Source organism: Rhizobium indigoferae (genome assembly GCF_034554815.1).
GTDB lineage: Bacteria > Pseudomonadota > Alphaproteobacteria > Rhizobiales > Rhizobiaceae > Rhizobium > Rhizobium leguminosarum.
The window spans coordinates 2,423,140-2,442,965 of the sequence record NZ_CP140635.1 but is presented as its reverse complement, the minus strand read 5'-3'; the positions used below and the strand labels follow the sequence as shown (position 1 = coordinate 2,442,965).

At 62.1% G+C, this 19,826-nt stretch carries 17 protein-coding genes, 2 pseudogenes and 1 other annotated feature; of the genes and pseudogenes, 13 read left to right on the top strand and 6 right to left on the bottom strand.

Features of this window, described 5'->3' with window-relative positions; all coding sequences use genetic code 11:
• A complete protein-coding gene (locus U5G49_RS12455) occupies positions 1-2,217 on the top strand; it encodes an adenylate/guanylate cyclase domain-containing protein (RefSeq protein WP_193446598.1) in 2,217 nt (738 codons plus the stop codon).
• Positions 2,218-2,235: 18 nt separating this feature from the next.
• Here U5G49_RS12455 and U5G49_RS12450 read toward each other — a convergent pair whose 3' ends face one another.
• A complete protein-coding gene (locus U5G49_RS12450; RefSeq protein ID WP_028733173.1) occupies positions 2,236-2,742 on the bottom strand; it encodes a YHS domain-containing (seleno)protein in 507 nt (168 codons plus the stop codon).
• Between the two features lie 96 nt (positions 2,743-2,838).
• Positions 2,839-3,492 carry an ankyrin repeat domain-containing protein gene (locus tag U5G49_RS12445; RefSeq protein ID WP_210262423.1) on the bottom strand — a complete coding sequence of 218 codons (654 nt, stop codon included), beginning with the start codon at positions 3,490-3,492 and terminating at the stop codon, positions 2,839-2,841.
• Between the two features lie 199 nt (positions 3,493-3,691).
• Here U5G49_RS12445 and U5G49_RS12440 point away from each other — a divergent pair, with 199 nt between their 5' ends.
• The 5 genes from U5G49_RS12440 to U5G49_RS12420 all read left to right on the top strand — a co-directional run bounded on the left by U5G49_RS12440 (position 3,692) and on the right by U5G49_RS12420 (position 7,548).
• Positions 3,692-4,480 (top strand): DUF899 domain-containing protein, encoded by a 789-nt coding sequence (locus tag U5G49_RS12440; protein WP_018447205.1) that lies wholly within the window; start codon positions 3,692-3,694, stop codon positions 4,478-4,480.
• Positions 4,481-4,610: 130 nt separating this feature from the next.
• Entirely contained in the window at positions 4,611-4,976 is a 366-nt protein-coding gene (locus U5G49_RS12435; protein WP_018447206.1) for a DUF4087 domain-containing protein, read from the top strand.
• A 132-nt stretch (positions 4,977-5,108) separates the two neighbouring features.
• The gene (locus tag U5G49_RS12430; protein ID WP_018447207.1) at positions 5,109-5,486 is read left to right on the top strand and encodes a response regulator; all 378 of its coding nucleotides are present in this window, start codon (positions 5,109-5,111) and stop codon (positions 5,484-5,486) included.
• A 79-nt stretch (positions 5,487-5,565) separates the two neighbouring features.
• Positions 5,566-5,817, top strand: coding sequence for a hypothetical protein (locus U5G49_RS12425; protein ID WP_018242499.1), 252 nt, complete (start codon positions 5,566-5,568; stop codon positions 5,815-5,817).
• A 138-nt stretch (positions 5,818-5,955) separates the two neighbouring features.
• Positions 5,956-6,011 (top strand) — a sequence feature (sul1 is cis-regulatory element that is thought to sense ions involved in sulfur or methionine metabolism; They are found in Alphaproteobacteria).
• 70 nt (positions 6,012-6,081) lie between these two features.
• Complete coding sequence (locus tag U5G49_RS12420; protein ID WP_193446596.1) at positions 6,082-7,548, top strand: SulP family inorganic anion transporter; 1,467 nt, start codon at positions 6,082-6,084, stop codon at positions 7,546-7,548.
• 73 nt (positions 7,549-7,621) lie between these two features.
• Here U5G49_RS12420 and U5G49_RS12415 read toward each other — a convergent pair whose 3' ends face one another.
• A complete protein-coding gene (locus tag U5G49_RS12415) occupies positions 7,622-8,545 on the bottom strand; it encodes a LysR family transcriptional regulator (protein WP_130652613.1) in 924 nt (307 codons plus the stop codon).
• A gap of 100 nt (positions 8,546-8,645) precedes the next feature.
• On the opposite strand from U5G49_RS12415, the gene U5G49_RS12410 reads away from it, so the two are divergent.
• Complete coding sequence (locus U5G49_RS12410; RefSeq protein ID WP_018447210.1) at positions 8,646-9,527, top strand: NmrA/HSCARG family protein; 882 nt, start codon at positions 8,646-8,648, stop codon at positions 9,525-9,527.
• Positions 9,528-9,819: 292 nt separating this feature from the next.
• On the opposite strand, the gene U5G49_RS12405 is transcribed toward U5G49_RS12410, so the two are convergent.
• On the bottom strand, positions 9,820-10,557 hold the full coding sequence (locus U5G49_RS12405; protein ID WP_018242495.1) for an SDR family oxidoreductase: 738 nt from the start codon (positions 10,555-10,557) through the stop codon (positions 9,820-9,822).
• A 93-nt stretch (positions 10,558-10,650) separates the two neighbouring features.
• On the opposite strand from U5G49_RS12405, the gene U5G49_RS12400 reads away from it, so the two are divergent.
• The 3 genes and pseudogenes from U5G49_RS12400 (at position 10,651) to U5G49_RS12390 (ending at position 14,101) form a co-directional block, all read left to right on the top strand.
• Entirely contained in the window at positions 10,651-11,562 is a 912-nt protein-coding gene (locus U5G49_RS12400; protein ID WP_018242494.1) for an AraC family transcriptional regulator, read from the top strand.
• A gap of 81 nt (positions 11,563-11,643) precedes the next feature.
• Positions 11,644-12,448: pseudogene (locus U5G49_RS12395) on the top strand (class I SAM-dependent methyltransferase).
• A gap of 402 nt (positions 12,449-12,850) precedes the next feature.
• Positions 12,851-14,101 carry an MFS transporter gene (locus tag U5G49_RS12390; protein WP_193446595.1) on the top strand — a complete coding sequence of 417 codons (1,251 nt, stop codon included), beginning with the start codon at positions 12,851-12,853 and terminating at the stop codon, positions 14,099-14,101.
• A gap of 78 nt (positions 14,102-14,179) precedes the next feature.
• On the opposite strand, the gene U5G49_RS12385 is transcribed toward U5G49_RS12390, so the two are convergent.
• Positions 14,180-15,016, bottom strand: a complete 837-nt coding sequence (locus U5G49_RS12385; RefSeq protein WP_284200264.1) for an RDD family protein — start codon at positions 15,014-15,016, stop codon at positions 14,180-14,182.
• 275 nt (positions 15,017-15,291) lie between these two features.
• Here U5G49_RS12385 and U5G49_RS12380 point away from each other — a divergent pair, with 275 nt between their 5' ends.
• The 3 genes from U5G49_RS12380 to U5G49_RS12370 all read left to right on the top strand — a co-directional run bounded on the left by U5G49_RS12380 (position 15,292) and on the right by U5G49_RS12370 (position 18,661).
• Positions 15,292-15,639 (top strand): DMT family protein, encoded by a 348-nt coding sequence (locus U5G49_RS12380; protein ID WP_003560330.1) that lies wholly within the window; start codon positions 15,292-15,294, stop codon positions 15,637-15,639.
• Between the two features lie 210 nt (positions 15,640-15,849).
• A complete protein-coding gene (locus tag U5G49_RS12375; protein ID WP_193446594.1) occupies positions 15,850-17,361 on the top strand; it encodes a DUF1800 domain-containing protein in 1,512 nt (503 codons plus the stop codon).
• A 115-nt stretch (positions 17,362-17,476) separates the two neighbouring features.
• A complete protein-coding gene (locus U5G49_RS12370) occupies positions 17,477-18,661 on the top strand; it encodes a DUF1501 domain-containing protein (protein WP_193446593.1) in 1,185 nt (394 codons plus the stop codon).
• A 102-nt stretch (positions 18,662-18,763) separates the two neighbouring features.
• Here the strand turns inward: U5G49_RS12370 and U5G49_RS12365 are convergent.
• A pseudogene (locus U5G49_RS12365) lies at positions 18,764-19,754 on the bottom strand (aldo/keto reductase).
• Between the last annotated feature and the right edge of the window lie 72 nt (positions 19,755-19,826).

Below are 19,826 nucleotides of genomic sequence, written 5' to 3'. Positions count from 1 at the left end.
ATGGAGCGCCGTCTTGCAGCAATCCTGATCGCTGATGTCGTCGGTTACAGTCGATTGAGCCAGATCGACGAAGAGGGCACCCGCGTGCGTTTTCAGGCGGACCAGAATGATGTCTTCGAGCCGGCGATCGAGCGTCATCACGGCCGGCTGGTCAAAACCATGGGCGATGGTCTGCTGGTCGAATTCCAGAGTGTCGTCGATGCCTTGCGCTGCGCAGTGGAGGTTCAGCAACTGAAAACCACGCAGACTGCCGCGGCGCTGCCTGAGCACAGGCTCGAGTTCCGGATCGGCATCAATCTCGGTGATATCATTGTCGAGGGCGAAGATATCCAGGGTGACGGCGTCAATATCGCCGATCGAATACAGGCGCTGGCGGAACCGGGCGGCATCGCCATATCAGGCACGACATACGACCAGGTGAAATCGAAAATCCCGGTCGGTTTCGCTTCGCTCGGCGAACAGCGGTTAAAGAGCATCACCGAACCGGTCCGGGTCTATCGCGTCCTGCTTGACCCCACTGCTGCCGGCAAAACCCTCACAAACCGGAGGCGCCTGCCGAGACGCCGGCTCTTTGCAGGCATTGCAGCGGCCGTCGTCCTTGCTGTTGCGGGCGCAGCACTCTGGTGGCAGCCATGGATGCCGGCAAAACCGGCTGGGCCCAGTGAACGTTTCGCCTATCCGCTGCCGGACAGGCCCTCGGTCGCGGTTCTGCCCTTTATCAATGTCAGCGGCGATACCGAGCACGACCATCTCGCAGAGGGTCTGACGGACGACCTGATCACCGAATTGTCCAAAGTATCGGGTCTCTTCGTCATCGCCCGGCATTCGGTCTTCGCCATCCAGGACTCCGTCGGCAAGATCCAGGATGTGGCTGCCGAACTCGGCGTTCAGTATGTGCTCGAAGGGACCTTGCAGCGTGCCGGGCCACGACTGCGGATCAATGTCAAACTGATCGACGCGGTCACCGGCCTGTCGCTCTGGGCCGAGCGCTATGATCGCCAATATGCCGACCTCTTCGCCGTTCAGGACGATGTGATCGGCAAGATCATCTCGGCTCTGTCGGTCAAGCTCAGCGCTCGCGAGCGCGATCAACTGGCCCGGATCCCGACCGAAAATCTCGAAGCCTATGATTATTACATGCGGGCCGAGCAGGAGGGCTTCATCTTCAGGGATGTCGACACCTATCGCCGGACCCTGTCCTTCTACCAGAAGGCGATCGACCTTGATCCGGGCTTTGCCAATGCCCATGCGGGAATCGCCCGCGTCGCCGTCGATGTCTGGCGCAACGACTATAATTACCTCTGGTCGGCCGCCGTCGCTCGCAAGATTGCCTACGACGCCGCCGGGCAGGCCCTTAAGCTGGATCCCAACAATGCCAGGGCGCACACCGTGCTTGCCCTGCTGCAATGGGTGGACGGGCGTGAGACTGAGGCTAGGAATTCCGCCAACATGGCGGTTGCGATGGAGCCGAACGATGCGGAGGCCGCCGCCAACCTCGCTCTCATCCTGGTCCATACCGGAAGCAGCGGGCAGGCGGTCACCGAGATGGAAAAAGCTTTGCGGCTCGACCCTTCGCCGGCGTCGAGCTTTCAACTGCTGGCAGGGATCGTCTTTTATACCGCGGGTGACGATCGGCGGGCGATCTCGCTGATAGAGCCGACGATCGACGGCCTGCCGAAGGTCGAGCCGGCACGCGAATATCTGGCGGCGGCCTATGCGGATCAGGGCAATGAAACCAAGGCAGCGGCGGAGACGGCAAAGCTGCTGGAACTCTTCCCGGAAAGCAATCTCACCTATTACGGTTATCTCTATGATTACTGGCGGGACGGCGATCTGCAGCGCCATCTGGCCGCATTGCGCAAGGCCGGCATTCCCGAATGGCCCTTCGGTTTTACAGGCAATCAAGCCGACAGGCTCGGCGAGGCAGAGCTGCGCAATCTAGTCGACGGCAAGAGCTGGACCGGCAAACACAAGAACGGCACGGATTTCATCCAGTATTTCGACAAGGCCGGAAATACCGCCTATCGCAGCGCGAATACCAACATCACCGGCATTGTCGAGGTGCGGGGCGACAGAATCTGCGAAAAATTCGACGGCTATTTCCTCGACCGGATGGTGTGCGGATATGTTTACCGCAACACGTCGGGCGAGCAGGGCGACAGGCAGTACATACATGTGACGCCGCGCGCCCTGACGTTCTTTTCACCCGCACCCTAAGGGGCCAGGCATGGCGCTTCATTTCGTAGCCGGTTGCTGCCAGACGGTATGCATCTTCTCCGAAATCAGTGTCTGCTGAACCTCGGACCAATGTTTCTTCGAGTCGGTCACCTTGGTCGGGTTCTTCTCCATGCCTTCTGCAGCCCCGGGATCATAGCTCAGATACAGTTTGCCATCGATGATCCGCCAGGCCTTGGGATCGATATTGGTGGTCACTGTCCCGAAAGACACGCCGTCGGCGCAATAGCCGCCATATTGCGGCGCATATCTGGACGGATCGCCCTTGAAGAGATCGCGATTTCTAGCGCTGGCGAAATACCAGGTCGCGCCAAGCCAGTGGTAGGAATATGTCTCGGATCCTTCGATGGCCTGGTTTTCAGTGAAATAGGCGACCGGGTCATAGCCCTTGATCGCGACATCGCCGAAATAGCCGGTATTGACGAGATCTTCCGCCGCCATAACCTGAGTGAAGGGGGGCTGAAGGAAGGAAAGCAGCATGGCCGCAGCGCCAACAGCCACGCCCATGCGCTTTCCGTATTTTTGCACATGGCCGCATTTTTGCACATGATAAGACATAACAAGCTCCGTTCCCGGACGCGGTCTGTTACCTCAAGCGAAATGCTATTGCCGTTTGGTGCATTCCTTGTAGAGCGGTTCGCCCACAAGCTCGGCTTTCTGGCAAACAGCACCGGCTTCCATGAGTAATTTGGCCGTATCCCAATGCGCCCGCCACCCGGCTTGAGTGAGAGGCGTGTACCCGTTTCTTTCCGTCGCTTCGACATCCGCATTATTGGTCAAGAGAAAAGCCACTATCTCGGTACGGCCTTCTTCGGCGGCGCCGTGCAGCGGCGACATCTGATAGAAATTCTTCCTGTCGTTGACATCAGCTCCCTCTGCGACAAGCAGTTTCACCACCTCCAGATTTCCTCCATAGGCTGCCGCATGCAGTGCCGTCAGCCCACCCTTGTTGCGAACTTCGATGTCGGCGCCGCGATCCAGCAAAAGAGCGACGACATCGGCACGGCCCGCCAATGACGCGATAATCAGCGCCGGCTCGCCCGCCTCATCGGGCTCCGACAGATCGGAGCTCTGGCTCAGCAACTGTGTGACGCGGGCGATATCGCCGTCCTTGGCCGCGTCGTGCAAAGGACCTGCCCATGAGGGCATAACGCCAATGATAAGCGCAGCAACAGTCGCGATAAAAACATTCACGGGCACGATCTCGGTTTGATCAGGGTTCGTATGCGCCGCGTTGCGTTCTAGCACGCGGCCCATTCGTAAACAAGATTACGCTAATGGACGCGCTCCCGGCCAGCACCACGCACGCGCCACGGCTGTGAGCGACGGCTCCAGGGAATACGGTCACACTTGTTACTCCCCCTGTTTGATTTCCGATGCGAAACTATCTCAGACCAATGCGCGATGAACCGGCTTCCAAGCCCGGGAAATCGCCCTAATGAGGAGATTGAAAGCCATGACTGTTTCAGCCGAGAATGGAAAAGGCGGACAAGCCATGCATAAACCACCGGTCGTGTCGCCGCAGGCTTGGGAGGCGGCGCGCGAGCAACTGCTCGTGAAGGAAAAGGCTGAGACCCGCGCCCGCGACGCGCTGGCCGCCGAGCGCCGACGCATGCCGTGGATGGCTGTCGAGAAGGGCTATGCGTTTGACGGACCTCAGGGCAAGGTCAGCCTGCTCGACCTGTTCGACAACAGACACCAGCTCATCCTCTACCGCGCCTTCTACGAGCCCGGCGTGTTCGGCTGGCCAGAACATGCCTGCCGCGGCTGCTCGATGGTAGCTGACCAGGTCGCCCATGTCGCCCATCTCAACGCCCGCGACACGACGCTGGTCTTCGCCTCGCGCGCGCCGCAGGCCGACATTGCACGGCTGAAGGCGCGGATGGGCTGGACGATGCCGTGGGTCACGATCACCGACAGCTTCGACAAGGACTTCGGCGTCGACGAGTGGCACGGCACCAACGTGTTCTACCGCGACGGCGAGCGCATCTTCCGCACCTATTTCATCAACAACCGCGGCGACGAGCAGATGGGTGGCACCTGGAACTACCTCGACATCACGCCGCTCGGACGCCAGGAGGTCTGGGAGGATTCGCCGAAGGGCTATCCCCAGACCCCGACCTACAAGTGGTGGAACTGGCACGACAGCTATATGCCGGACGCCGAGCCCGATAAGAAATGGGTCGAGGTGTCAGATGCAGGAGAGGCGGCGTTTCGGGCCGAGAGCGCAAGCGAGAAATCGTGAGCGCGGCGGATTGCGGCCGGGGAGCTCCGATCCGTCGTGCCGCGCCGCCGAATCTTCGCGTCGCCCACCATAGAGCCGTTGCCTTGCCGCTCACGGCCCATGCATAGTGGCCGGCGACGCGGAGGGGCCGATGAGAAGATTGCATGTGCTTGTTCTGATGATGATTCTGACGCCCGCCGCGGCGCAAGCCGAACAGCGCTGCGGCTGGCTGGATAATCCCGCCACACGAACCTGGTCGCTGAACGATGCCGATGGCGGCTGGGGCATCATGGACAATACAGGCGGTCCCGCGGCTGAGGGAATGGATGAGATTCCCGACCTGACGAACGGCGAATATGTCTACACGAATGCCGGTCACGGCTATGCCTGCGCCTGTATGAACGTCGATACGGATGACGAAGGGGCGATCACCCGGATTCATTCCGTGCGGCAATTGCCGCTTTCCCGATGCCGGAGCGACCGCGCCATCGGCTGGTTCCTCCACAAGGACCAATAGCAGAACCGGTAACGCGGCGCTGCCCGCCGATCGACAAATTTTTCTTCTCAAAGTGGAAACATTCCGGGGACGGTTGCGTTGTACCCGCTACCGGTAGTGCGCCTAACAGCCCGTCTATGAGGAGGCTTATTCATGAAAGTCATGATTGTTGAAGACGAGAATTTTATCGCTCTGGAACTCGAACGCATTGCGCAAGAGGCTGGACACCAGACCATCGGCCCGGTTTCGACGGTGGAGCAGGCTCTCGCCCACGCTCAGAGAAGTGATGTCGCGCTCGTCGATCTCAGTCTCTCCGACGGGCTGAGCGGCGCTCAGCTCGCGCGCCGGTTGATCGACCGACATCGGGTTGACGTCATCTTCGTGACCGGTAGTCCCGAGAATGTCGGTCACGGTATCGAAGGCGCGCTTGATGTGATCTCCAAGCCCTTCACCGATGAGAGGATCGCCAGCGCACTCTCGCGGGCGGAGCAGCGACGCAAAAACTTCGACAGTAGCAAGGCTGCTTTGTGAACAGCAGCAAGCTGCGTTGTGGTAAGAAGGAGATCGACGTCGTTCAGGCCGCTACTGCCTGCCCGAGGAGATAGTCCGGATGAAATACGCGCTCATTGGCGTTCTTTTCGCCCTCTCGGCCTGCGCCAGCGCAGGGGATCCGCAGCCGCTTCCGGGCAGCCTCACCTATGGCGGAAAGGTCCTCCATTCGCCCTATCGTCCGGGAACGGTGGTCAAGAATACCTTTCTTGGCGATTTCGGTTACCGTGTGTTCGAGACCTATGTCGTTCAGCCGGACGGGACGCTCAAGCTGACGTCGCAGAGCACCGGGCCGGACTTCCTCTGGCAGTGAGGGCTTCGCAATCCAGAGAGGCGCAGGCAGCGCGCGCTTTGGGTGTCTGAGGCTGCCCGTCGACTTCTGCGTTTCACATTTCAGCGCAATTGAATGTTGCACTGCGATAAATATCTCGTCTATACAACACGCATTCACCACGGACCCGGTGAGACCCCGGGTGGCTCTTCTGGCCGCCGATCCGCCAGACAACGCAAAACCTGCATGCCATTACGCGACCGCTCGGCAGAGCGGGTCCGGCCGTGCTTTGCGAGAATCCATCCTATGCTGCTTTCCTCCGTTCGTCGTGATTGGTCCGCCAATCCCATGCGCGAAATGCTTGCCGGAGCGGTGGCGACATTCGCTCTGATCCCCGAGGTGATCGCTTTCTCGTTCGTGGCCGGGGTCGATCCCGAGGTCGGGCTGTTCGCCTCTTTCGTGATCGGCATCGTCATCGCCTTTACCGGCGGACGCCCGGCGATGATTTCGGCCGCCGCCGGATCGGTGGCGCTGGTCGCGGCACCGCTGGTGCATGCCCACGGCTTGCCCTATCTCTTTGCGGCCGGGCTGGTGGCGGGGTTAATCCAGATCGCCTTCGGCCTGCTGCGGCTTGGCGTGTTGATGCGCTTCGTGTCGAAATCCGTCCGCACCGGCTTCGTCAATGCGCTGGCTGTTCTGATCTTTGCCGCGCAGATGCCGCATATTGTCGGCGCCGGCTGGATGGAATATGCCGTGCTGATTGCCGGGCTTGTCATCATTTACCTGACGCCGCGGATCACCACCGCGATCCCGTCGCCGCTGATCTGCATCCTGATCCTGACCGTCGCTTCGATGGCGCTCGGACTTCCCGTTCTCACCGTCGCCGACCTCGGCAAGCTGCCGGATTCGCTGCCTGTTTTCGGCTGGCCGGCGGTGCCGCTGACGGTTGAAACGTTTCGGATCATCGCCGGACCTGCATTTGCCATCGCCATGGTCGGGTTGCTGGAATCGATGATGACGGCGAGCGTCGTCGACGATCTCACGGATACGCCAAGCTCGAAGAACCGTGAATGCACTGGTCTCGGCCTCGCCAACGCGGCCGCGAGCCTGTTCGGAGGCATCGCCGGCTGCGGCATGATCGGCCAGACGGTGAGCAACGTGAAATATGGCGGGCGCGGCCGGCTCTCCACGCTGTTTGCCGGCGCGTTCCTGCTGATCCTGATGGTGCTCCTGAAGCCGTGGGTGTCGGAGGTTCCGGTCGCCGCGCTGGTGGCGATCATGGTCATGGTGTCGATCGACACGTTCGACTGGTCGTCGCTTAGATCCGTTGTGGTTCATCCCAGGATGTCGAGCGCCGTCATGGTGGCAACCGTCCTCGTCACCGTCTTCACCGCCAATCTGGCGCTCGGGGTGACGGTCGGCGTGCTGCTCAGCGGCGTGTTCTTCACCTTCAAGGTTGCCGGCCTGCTGCGCGTTGACGTGGCGCCCGACCAAGCTGCCGGGCGGTTGACCTATCGCGTGTCCGGCCAAGTGTTCTTTGCCTCCGCCGACGTCTTCGTCGAAGCCTTCGACGTTCAGGACGCGATCGGCAGGTCTGTGCTGATCGACGTGTCCGAGGCACATTTCTGGGACATCACCGCCGTTGCCGCACTCGACAAGGTCGTTCAACGGTTCAGGGCGCACGGCATCGCCGTGGAGGTCGTGGGCCTCAACCAGGCGAGCGCGACTTTGATCGGAAGCCTCGACAGCAAGGTGGTGCTGAAAGAGGTGTGACGGCGCGAGAGCGGGCGGATTTCCTAGAGCATGATGCCGAAAAGTGTGAGCGGTTTTCGGACGACATCCTGGTCTAGCGCGAGACGATCGCGAAATCATCGCCGCCGCCGATTCCCGTGGCGTTCAGCCGTCTGACGGCCAGTTCGATGAATGCCTTGACCAAAGGCGGCAGGTGTCGGCTGCTGGGATAGACGACATGCAAGCCGCCGGCCGGGGTCGTATAGCCGTCGAGAACGCGGCGCAGCCGCCCGTCCTTGATGCAGGCTTCGGCGAATCGGTGCGGCAATTGGGCGATGCCATGGCCGGCGATCGCGGCGGCCATCACCGCCTGCATCTCGTTGGCGGCGAAGCGGCCCGAAACCGCGACCGTTTCCTGACCGTGCGGCCCTTCCAGCAACCATTGCGCATGTGTGGCCTGGCCGGCGATGACGCAGTCGTGGCGGGCGAGATCTTCAGGCACACCAGGTGGGCCGCAGCGGGCGAGATAGTCCGGGTTTGCGCAGAGAAGGCGGTGCATCGAACCGAGTTTGCGGGCCACCAAGGTAGAATCTTCGAGGACGCCGGTGCGGAAGGCGAGGTCTATACCGCTTTCGACGAGGTTCAGCCTGTCGTCGGTCAGGCGCAGCTCGACGCTCGTCTTCGGGTAGCTCGAAAGAAATTCGAAGATCGCATCCTGGAGGAAGTGGCCACCGAAGCCGACCGGCGCCGATATACGGATCGTGCCGGCAGGCTCCGAACGCGCTTCGGCAAGCCGCTGGTTGGCGCCCTCGATCGTGCGCAGCGCCTGGCTGCTTTCTTCGTAGTAGAGACGCCCTGAAGCCGTCAGGTTGAGGCTGCGGGTCGTGCGCTGCAGAAGCCGGATGCCGAGTTCGCGCTCGAGTGCGGCGATACGGCGGCTGACCGTCGTCTTCGGCATGCCGAGCAAGCGCGCGGCGGCGGTGAAGCTGCCCGATTCGACGACGCGGGCGAAAATCATGATATCGTTGAGATCGAGCATTGTATCCTGGTGTGGCACGATGTTTTCCAATTATAGGCCATTATGGTTCAATACGACAGGCCTTACCTCTGCTGCATCAGTCACAACAAGGAGAAGACAGATGAGCAATACACGAAGCGTACTGGTCACAGGCGCCACCGGCCAGCAAGGCGGCGCGGTCGTGCGTGCGCTGATCGCGCGAGGCCACCGCGTCAAGGCAATCAGCCGCCGGCCGGAGAGCGATGGCGCAAAGCGGCTGGCTGCGGCAGGGGTCGAGGTCGTCGCCGGCAATCTCGATGACGGGGCATCCGTGGCGGCGGCAGCAGAGGGCGTCGACGCGATGTTCCTGATGGGCAACAGCTACGAAGCCGGAACGGACGCGGAAACCCGTCAGGGCATTGCCGCCGCCGATGCGGCAAAGGCCGCCGGCATCGGCCACCTGATCTATTCGTCCGTCGCCGATGCGCACAAGAAGACCGGCATACCGCATTTCGACAGCAAGTATCTCGTCGAGAAGCACATTGCAGGCCTCGGCATTCCCTACACGATCAGCGCGCCCGTCGCCTTCATGGAGAACACCGTGGCGCCGTGGGCGATCGACGGGCTGCGCCAAGGCGTCTATGCCGCAGCGCTGCCGCCCGCCCGCGTGCTGCAACAGGTCACCATCGATGACATCGGCGCTTTCGTCGCGACCTTGGCCGAGAGGCGCGAGCAGGTGTTCGGCAAGCGTTTCGATATTGCCGGCGACGAATTGTCCGGCGCGCAGCAGGCGAAGATCCTGTCCGAGGTGCTCGGCCGCCCAATCACTTACCGGGAATTGCCGATCGCGGCGATACGGCAGCAGAGCGAGGATACGGCGCTGATGTTCGAATGGTTCGACCGTACCGGCTACGACGCCGATATCGCCGCCCTGCGCCGCGACTTCCCCGATGTCGGCTGGCACAGCTACGCCGACTGGGCACGCGGTTTTGACTGGAGTGTGCTCGATAAGGCGGCTGGGTGAGTTCGCTGTGACACCGGTGATCTGACCGGTGTCACCGACAGGTGATGATGGCCTTGGCCACACTCTCCGTCATCCTTGAGCTATACACTTAAGCCGCGGATCAACGCCATGGCCGCTCACGGGTGCCGCGTGGATGCTCGGGTCAAGCCCGGGCATGACGGAGAGCAAAGGCATGTCCGAACTCTACATCGCAGAATTGAAGCGCGCTGGACTGGCAGATCGACCGTTCCACGCCGCATGGCGATTGTCCTGCTGTTCAAGATCGACGGGAGCCGTCGCTGCCAACGATACCTCACGCCTGAGCGGTCGGCCTAACAACGATGTCGCTGATATCGACATCGGCGGGTTGCTCGATGGCGAAGGCTATGGCGCGGGCGATGGCATCGGGTGAAATTGCCATCTCGTCCATGCGCTTTGCCATCTCGGCCTTGATCTCTGGGCTGGTCATGGAGCCGGTGAAATCGGTTCTTATAAATCCCGGCGAGATGTTGGTGACGCGCAGATGCGGGCCGGCCTCCAGCCGCAGGCCTTCGGCGATGGTGCGCATGGCGTTTTTCGTGCCGGCATAGACGGCCATGGTCGGCTTGATGATGAGGCCGGCGGTCGAGAGCGTGTTGACGAAGTGGCCGGAACCCTGCCGGCGGAACACCGGCAAGGCCGCGGCGATGCCATAGAGCGGCCCCTTGATGTTGACGTCGATCATCTCCTCCCAATCCTCGACCCGCAGTTCATCAAGAAGGGAGATCGGCCCGATGCCGGCATTGTTGATCATCACGTCGATCCTACCATAGTTGTTGCAGGCAAGCGCCACGAGAGCTGTGAGGTCCTCGCGCTTTTTTACGTCCATGGCGAGGCAGACGGCCTCGCCGCCGTTTTCGGTGATACGTCGCGCCAGGGCCTGCAGCCGGTCGGCGCGGCGGGCTCCAAGCACGAGCTTTGCGCCGCGCCCGGCCAGCAGCAGCGCCGTGGCTTCGCCGATGCCGCTGCTGGCACCCGTGATTGCAATAACCTTGTCCTTGATATCAGGCATCTTCGTTCTCCTTTGTGCTTTTGAGGATTGCAGGTGCTGCCTGGAGAATCTATGCTGGTTGCTCCATGATTTCGTCGAGATCGTCCAGAACCCATGATCGATCCCTTGTCCGATGTCTTTTCGCTGCTCGAGCTAGAGAGTGCGCGCTGCACACGTTTCGAGGTCGGAGGGCAATGGGCGTTTCGTTTTCCGGCCAAGCCCGCGCTCAAGTTCGTTGCTGTCCTGCGCGGCGCGTGCTCGATCGTTCTGCCGGGTGAGCCGCCATTTTCGCTTGTCGCGGGCGACACCTTCCTGCTTGCCAATGCGCCCGCCTATGTGATCGCCAACGATCTCGATAGGGAGTCGGAGGACGGGATCGCCTTCTTCGACTGGGAGCATTCCAACATCGCCCGGCACGGCGGTGGCGAGACCGCGCTGATCGGCGGCAGCTTCGTCATCGGAGGCGGCAACGCCCGGCTGCTGCTCGACGCGCTGCCGCCGTTCATTCATATCCCGGCCAGCGACCGGGCCGCCGCGCTCCTCAGCACTACGCTCGCAACCCTCGACGACGAACTCGAGGCCGGGCAGATGGGCTCGACGCTGATGACGCGGCGCATGGGCGACATCCTGCTCGTGCAGGCGCTGCGGGCCTATGTGGGCCGGGAGGGTGCTGCCGAAACGGGATGGATCGGCGCGCTGACAAATCCGCAGATCGGCGCGGCGATCAGCCTGATCCACAACAGCCCCGGCCATCGCTGGACGGTCGAGGCGCTGGCGACCCGGATCGGCATGTCGCGCTCCGCCTTTGCGCAACGTTTCAAGGAACTGGTCGGCGTTGCACCCCTCGACTATCTCACGCGCTGGCGCATGCATCGCGCCCGCGAAGCCCTGCGCCGGGAGGATGTCTCGGTCGCCGGCCTTGCCGCGGCACTCGGATATTCCTCCGAAAGCGCCTTCGGAAACGCGTTCAAGCGTGTGTTCGGGCGCGCACCGAAGCGCTACTGGTCGGACGCGAAGGTCGGGTGAGAAGGCTGTTCCGCTTGCGAGGGTTGCTGGGGAATCCTATTGTCCGTCGACAGACCATCGTCCTTGAAGGGGGAGACTTCAATGCCGTCGAGTTTCAATGTCGAAAGTGCTGATGGTTATGAACGGCTGATGGGGCGCTGGAGCAGGAAGCTGGCGCCGATGCTGGTCGACTTCGCCGGTCTCGCGGATGGCGATCGCGTGCTCGATGTCGGCTGCGGCACCGGCAGCCTGGCGTTCACGCTGGCGGAAACGCCGGGTCTGCAGGAGATCGTCGCCGTCGACTATTCGCCGGTTTTCATCGAGGCCGCAACGCGACGCAACACCGATCCGCGGATCACGATCCGGCAGGCCGATGCCTGCGCGCTTCCCTTCAAGGATAATCGCTTCGACAGGGCGATGTCACTGCTGGTGCTGCATTTCGTGCCGGAGGCGGGCGGTGTCCGAGATGTGCCGTGTGGTGCGCCCGGGTGGCGTGGTCGCCGCCGCCGTCTGGGACCATTATGGCGGCATGTCCGGCATGCGGATGATGTGGGATACGGTGGCGATGCTCGACGAAAACGCTCTGCCCCTGCGCCGCAAATATTGTTTCCAGCCGATGATGCGGCCGGGGGAAATGCAGGAGAGCTTCGTCGCGCAGGGCCTGGCCGATGTCGAGGAGACCTCGCTGCTGATCCGGATGGAATATCTTTCCTTCGAGGATTACTGGGATCCGATCGCCGCCGGCGAAGGACCGCTCGGTAAATATGTCGCAGGGCTGGACCCGGCGAAGCGAAAGGCGGTCGATGCCGCGGTCAGGGCCGCTTACGAGGCTGGCGAGCCGAATGGGCCGCGGTCGTTCGCATCGGTGGCGTGGGCGTGCCGGGGCAGGGTGCCGGGCGGCGGTTAGGTTGGTTGTGATGACCGGCCGTTGCGGCCGCATCCGCCTTCCTGCCGATTGGTCTGAGTGCCCGCTCCACTCTCGCTCATTCCTGTGACGAGCACAGGAATGAGGGAAGAGAGGTTGTGGGTTCCCTCTGGCGTCGATGACAAAGGATAGGTGTCGAGGTTCCCATATCGGGGATTGGGAGCGCCCGATGCTGCCGCGCTTCTGCAAGGCAGCGTCGATCACGTAAAACGTGATGGAACTAGGCCAGTATCGCTGACATTATCCCCGCTGTCTCGACTGCGACCGAGCGCTCCCCGCGCAATAGCAGCCCTTGACAGCCACAACCTGCCCGTTTCGGGCACCCCTTCCGACGGCATCCGGAATTGCCCGCCTCGCCGCCGCTTTCGGACGGAGGAATATCAGATGTCCGCTTTGGAAAGCCTGCGCCGGCTGACGCCGCAGCAGCGCAATACCGTCATCGCCAGCTATCTCGGCTGGACGCTCGACGCCTTCGATTTCTTCATTCTCGTCTTTGTTCTCAAATATATCGCCGAGGAATTCCATACCGACGTTCCCGCCGTCTCGGTGGCGATCTTCCTGACGCTTGCCATGCGGGCGCTCGGCGCATTGATCTTCGGGTTGGCCGCCGACCGCTACGGGCGGCGCATCACGCTGATGGCCGACGTGCTGCTCTATTCGCTGTTCGAGTTCCTGACGGGCTTTTCCACGGGGCTCACGATGTTTCTTGTGCTCAGGGCGCTCTATGGCATCGCCATGGGCGGCGAATGGGGCGTCGGCGCCTCGCTTGTTATGGAGACGGTGCCGGAGGAAAGCCGCGGCATCGTTTCCGGCATCCTGCAGGCGGGCTATCCCTCGGGCTATCTGATCGCCTCGATCGTGTTCTTCCTGCTCTTCCCGGTCATCGGCTGGCGCGGCATGTTTTTTGTCGGCGCGGTGCCGGCGCTGCTGGTGCTCTACATCAGGCGCAATGTCGAGGAAAGCCCAGCCTTCCTGAAGCGGCAGGCCAAGGGGCGGCGACCATTCCTGTCGGTGCTGCGCGAGAATATTCCGCTGTTCATCTGGGCAGTGCTCCTGATGACGGCGTTCAACTTCTTCAGCCACGGCACGCAGGATATCTACCCGACTTTCCTCGAAACCCAGCGCAACTATTCGAGCTATACGGTCGGCGCCATCGCCATCGTCTACAATATCGGGGCGATCTGCGGCGGGCTGTTCTTCGGCGCACTGTCGCAGCGGATCGGCCGGAAGAAGGCCATCGTCATCGCCGCGCTGATTGCCGTGCCCGTCGCGCCGCTCTGGGCCTATGCGCCCGGGCCGGTGCTGCTCGCCATCGGCGCTTTCCTGATGCAGTTCTTCGTCCAGGGCGCCTGGGGCATCGTGCCGGTGCATCTGAACGAGCTGTCCCCGGACGAGGTGCGCGGCACCTTTCCCGGCTTCGCCTACCAGCTCGGTAACCTGCTCGCCTCGGGCAATGCAACGCTGCAGGCGGGGCTGGCCGCCCGCTGGGACGGCGACTATGCCTATGCGCTCCTGATCGTCGCGGCCGTGGTGGCGTTCATCGTCGCGGCCCTTGCCGGCTTCGGCTACGAGAAGAAGGATGTCCGCTTCGGCACGGAGGAGGCCGAGGGACCGCATGGCGCGATGCGAATCTAGCGCTGCCTGCGGTTATGAAGGCCGGCGGCGATGTCGCCGGCCTTTCTTTGTGCCCTGTGGCTCGATCCCGGATGCCTTTCAGGCACTCACCACCTTGCAGGCGCAGATGCGATCGTAAAATGTCTGTCCTCGCCACTCCATGAACGGGACGAGCCACCAGGCCGTGGCCGCAATTGTCCACAGGACGTAAAACCCAATCGTTCCATTGTTCGAAGGTGTATATCCGCCGTGGAACATTCCAAGCAATGTGTCGAAGTCTTGCGTCGGGTGGACCGGAAACAGCGAGATTGCAAAAATTGCAGCACTGAAAAGTAGGTTTGGGCTGAATTTCAGGATCTCCCGTTTCAACGCGATGCCGAAGTCGGGACCTTCGCCATCGATCCATTGGACCCGTAGAAAGAAAACCGCTTTCCCGAGTGTGCGGCGGCCATTCGCGGAAAAGCAGGCGAACGCCAGCGCGATCAGCGCAGTATTGGCTATGCCTGATATGAATTCGGAGTACGCCGGTACGGTCTTGCTCACCGGATTGTCGTCTGCGTCTAGAGGGATGGTCAGCACTTGAGTGGGCGTCACGTAGTCCCATGGTTCCATCTCAACGGTTATCCGCAAGTATCTTTGCTTTCCCAAACCAAATTGACGCTCTTCGCAGATCTCGTTGGTGCGCGATTCGTTCGTCTTCAACGGCCAACCCTCGCGAATTCGCTTTGCGAGCTGATCAGGCACCCCCACAGCGCATTCCATAGAGACCTTGTCAGCGAAGTGGGAGCCCTCAGGAAAGGTCTTCGAAATGTAGTGGACTGCTATGAGGATAGCGGCTTGAAAGATGATGATGTCGACGGCAAAGGCTGCAAGGCGTCGCCAGAAGTAGCGGGGAGGCAAAGCAATGGATTGCGGCATCGCGGCTGTATTATCCACATGTTTCCCCGATACATCCACGCAACCTAGTCCGGCGTATTGAGTCCTTTCAACATGAAGTAGCAAATTTTGCGGTGATTGATACAGGCACATTTGCGTTCTCGTCTCCCCGAGTACTTCGAGCCGGCAATTTGGTGCCGGTGATGCGTGTCGTCTTGGCGGCGTGAGACGATTGGTCCATGCCCCGGGACTTGCCGTCCAATGGCGGCGTGCTAGGTAAGGCCCGCCGACATCTCGCCGGATCGATCTTTCCCTCTACAGTCCCGAGTTATTCTATGTCCTTTTCTCCCGCCGCCGTCTGGCCCGTCGTCATGCTGTTTGCCTCCAACATCTTCATGACCTTTGCCTGGTACGGGCATCTGAAGCACAAGAGCAGCGCGATCTTCCTCGCCATCATCGTCAGCTGGGGCATTGCCTTCTTTGAATATTGCCTGGCGGTGCCGGCGAACCGCATCGGATCGGCGGTCTATACGACGGCTCAGTTGAAGACGATGCAGGAGGTGATCACGCTGATCGTCTTTTCCGGCTTCTCGATTTTCTGGCTGGGCGAGAACCTGACCTGGAACCATGCGATCGGCTTTGCCCTGATCGCAATTGGTGCATCCTTCATCTTTCGTGCATAAACTTTAGCCTTTTCAATAGATTACAAATCGTCCATGTCTAGATATCGCCACATTTCCTACAGATTGGCGTCGCAATCGGCTGGCAGCCTGTCACCTCAAGCATTTCCGGGCACGGAAATGCTCTGACTTTTGCTTGACGCAATTCCGGACACAAAACCGCGACGCACTTTTGTTGAAATTACTTTAGCGGTGATCATGAGGTGAACGGCCATGAGCCTGTCTTTCCCGACGATGGCGGCGATCCGGTTCGGCTATGGCTTCCGGCCGGGCGAGGCGCCGCCCAGTAGCAAGGACGAGCTCATCGGCCAGCTGCGCAAGGGGGAGGCGGCGATGCCGGACTTTCCCCTTGGCGGTCCCGACATGCGCCACCGGGCGATCCTCAGCCTGCAGGAGCAGCTCAAGCAGATCCGGCAAGACGCCAAGACGGTGACCGACGATACGACGCAGCGCGAGATGCGCAAAGGGGTGCAGCGCCAGGCGCAGCAGCAGTTTCAACATGATGCGAACCTGCGGCTGATGCAGGCGGTGTTGTCGCCGTACGGCTTCTACGAGCGGCTGGCGACCTTCTGGACCAATCATTTCTCCACCAGCGCCAACAAGAGCCTGCCGATGCGCCTCATCGTGCCGCTCTACGAGGCCGAGGCGATCCGGCCGTTCATATCAGGCAGGTTCGGCGATCTGCTGCGCAATGCCACCGCCCATCCGGCCATGCTGATCTATCTCGACCAGGCGGATTCGCTCGGGCCGGATTCGGCCGGCGGCATGAAACGCAACAAGGGGCTGAACGAAAATCTCGGCCGCGAGCTGCTGGAGCTGCATACGCTCGGCGCCGGCAGCGGCTATAGCCAGGCGGATGTGACCGCGGCGGCCATGGTGCTGACGGGGCTCACTATCGACCGCAAGGAGATGGACATCGCGTTCCGGCCGAATATTTCGGAGCCCGGGACACATGAGGTGCTCGGCGTCAGTTATGGCGGGCGCAGGCGCTCGCGCGACGATTATCTCGACATGCTCGACGATCTCGCGCTCCATCCGAAGACGGCGGCGCATATCAGCCGCAAGCTCGCGGTGCATTTCGTCTCCGACCAGCCTGACGAGGGGATGGTGTCCGATATGGCCGAAACCTGGAAGAAAACGGATGGCGATCTGACTGCCGTCTACACCGCCATGCTCGACCATCCTGCCGCCTGGCGCGACGAGGGCGCCAAGGCGCGCCAGCCTTTCGACTACGTCGTCGCCGGCCTGAGGGCGCTGAATGCGGGACCGGTCAACGGCGTTGTCGGCAGTTTCCTGGCCGCCAACCAGCAGGGTACGGACGAGGGCGACATGGCGGCGAACACGCCTGGCATGGCAGGATCGCCAGTGACGACGGATCCTGCCGGCGAGGCGAGGGAGAAGCGCCTCAAAGCCTTCCAGACGGCGCGGGCGCTGGGGCAGGGGGCACTCAGGCGCATGGGGCAGCCGACCTGGCTGCCGCCGAGCCCGGCCGGTTTCGAGGAAGGCTTCTCCGCCTGGATCACCGGCAGCCAGCTCGCCGAGCGGCTGGCCTGGGCAAGGCGGGCCGCGGCCCAGTTCGGTCGCGACCAGGATCCGCGTGAATTCCTGAAGTCGACGCTTTCCGATGCCGCCCGCGACGAGACGATCCGCGTGGTATCGCAGGCGCCGAACAAGATCAGCGGGCTGACGCTGGTGCTGGCATCGCCCGAATTCAATCGCCGCTAAGCAGACTTTCGTTGGCAAGCCAACGCTTCGTCTGCTTAGCTCCTTTGTTTTGTCGCAGGTTCTGGCCGGAAAACCGTTGGACACTTTTCCGGAACCTGCTTAGGAGGCCCCGCCCATGACGCTGCCCACGAACCGGATTTCGCTGTCCCGCCGCGGCTTTCTGACCTCTGCCTGCTGTCTTGCCGCCGCCCCCATCTTCACGCCGGTCACTTTCGCGGCGATGCCGGGTGACAACCGTTTCCTCACCATCGTGCTGCGCGGCGCGATGGACGGGCTGGATCTTGTGCAGCCCTATGGCGATGCCGGCTTTGCGGCGCTCAGGCCGACACTGGCGCTGACGCCCGATACCGGGCTTCTCGATCTCGATGGCCATTTTGGCCTCAATCCAGCGGCCGCCGAGCTGATGCCCCTGTGGAAGAGCCGGGAGCTCGCCTTCGTGCATGCGGTGTCGACGCCCTACCGCGACCAGCGCAGCCATTTCGACGGGCAGGACATGCTGGAATCCGGCGGCGAGCATGTCGCCGAGGAAAAGACCGGCTGGCTGAACCGGGCGCTCGCCGTCATTCCGCGCTCGGATGCGCGCAAGGCGATCGACATCAACACTTCGACGGAGCTGATCCTCTCCGGACCCAACAATGTCGATGTCTGGGCGTCGGATTCCAATCTGGCGCCGGCGCGCGACGAGATGCAGTTCCTGGCGCGGCTCTATGCCGGCGATCCGCCGTTCGCCGAAGCGCTTGCCGAGGCGACGCGGGCCGACAGCGCCTCGATGATGGTCGAGTCGGAGGGGCAGCGCGGCGCCAAGATCGCCGATGTGGCGGCGCTCGCCGGCAACATGCTGAAGGGCGATTACCGCATCGCCAGCTTCTCGATCAGCGGCTGGGACACGCATATCGGCCAGGCCGGCCAGTTCAAGCGGCCGGTGCAGGACCTTTCGCAGGCGATCAATACGTTGAAGACCACGCTCGGGCCCGAGATCTGGGCAAAGACGGTGGTGCTTGCCATGACGGAGTTCGGCCGCACCGTGCGCCAGAACGGCTCAGGCGGCACCGACCACGGCACCGGCGGCTGCGCGCTGCTTGCCGGCGGCGCCATCAACGGCGGCCGCATCCTCGGCCGTTGGCCGGGCATCGGCGACGGCCAGCTGCTCGACGACCGCGACCTGATGCCGACCGCCGACGTGCGGGAGCTCGCCGCGGCGATGCTCTACCGGCAGTTCGATGTGTCTGCCGATGATTTGACGGGGAAGATCTTCCCGGGGCTGGGGTTCGACAAGGGGTCGCAGTTTCTGCGGGGGTGAGGCCCGATCTCGCAAAGCGTGAGCGATCGATCCAGTGAATCGATCGCAGGGGCCGAACGCCCTGAGCCCAAGCGAAAGGGCGGGCGGCGTCGGCGACAAGCCTTATCGGCCGGTCATCTTCAGTGCTGCCTCGGGAAGCCGCTCGCCTTGAACCTCGATGCCGGAGAGGGCTGCGTCGATCTCGGCGAGGTCGTCGGCGAGCAGGTCGACGTCTACCGCCCCGAGATTCTCTTCCAGCCGATGCTGCTTCGTTGTTCCCGGGATCGGAACGATCCATGGCTTTTGGGCCAGCAGCCAGGAGAGGGCGATCTGTGCGGGTGTTGCGCCCTTGCGATCGCCGATCCGCCTGATCAGGTCGACGAGCGCAAAATTGGCCTTGCGCGCCTCAGGTGAAAAGCGTGGCACGATGTTGCGGAAATCGCTCGCATCGAACTTGGTGTTCTCGTCGATCTTGCCGGTCAGGAAGCCTGCGCCGAGCGGGCTGAAGGGCACGAAACCGATGCCGAGTTCCTGAAGGACGGGCAGCAGTTCCGCTTCGGGGCCGCGCCAGAAGAGCGAATATTCGCTCTGGACGCCAGTCACTTTCTGAACGGCATGGGCGCGGCGGATCGTTTGAACGCCGGCTTCGGAAAGGCCGAAATGGTTGACCTTGCCGGCCGCGATCAGGTCCTTGACGGCGCCCGCCACGTCTTCGATCGGCACGTCGGGATCGACGCGGTGCTGGTAGAACAGGTCGATGCGATCCGTCTTCAGGCGGCGCAGCGAGGCATCGGCAACCGCCTTGACATGATCGGGGCGGCTGTTCGTGCCGCCGCGGCGTTCACCGGTTTGCTGATCGATATCGAAGCCAAATTTGGTGGCGATGACCACCTGGTCGCGGATCGGTGCGAGCGCCTTGCCGACAAGCTCTTCATTGGCAAAAGGGGCCATAGGCTTCGGCCGTGTCGAAGAAGGTCACGCCCTGCTGATGGGCGGTGCGCATCAATCTGATCATGTCGCCTTCGTCGGCGGGCGGGCCGTAGGCGACGCTCATGCTCATGCAGCCGAGACCGAGTGCCGAGACTTGGAGATCGCCGATATTGCGTATTTTCATGGTCGTATCCGCGCTTGTTTTGCGAGGCGAAGGCGAAGAAGCGTCATCGGACGCAGCGGCTGCCCCAGGTCT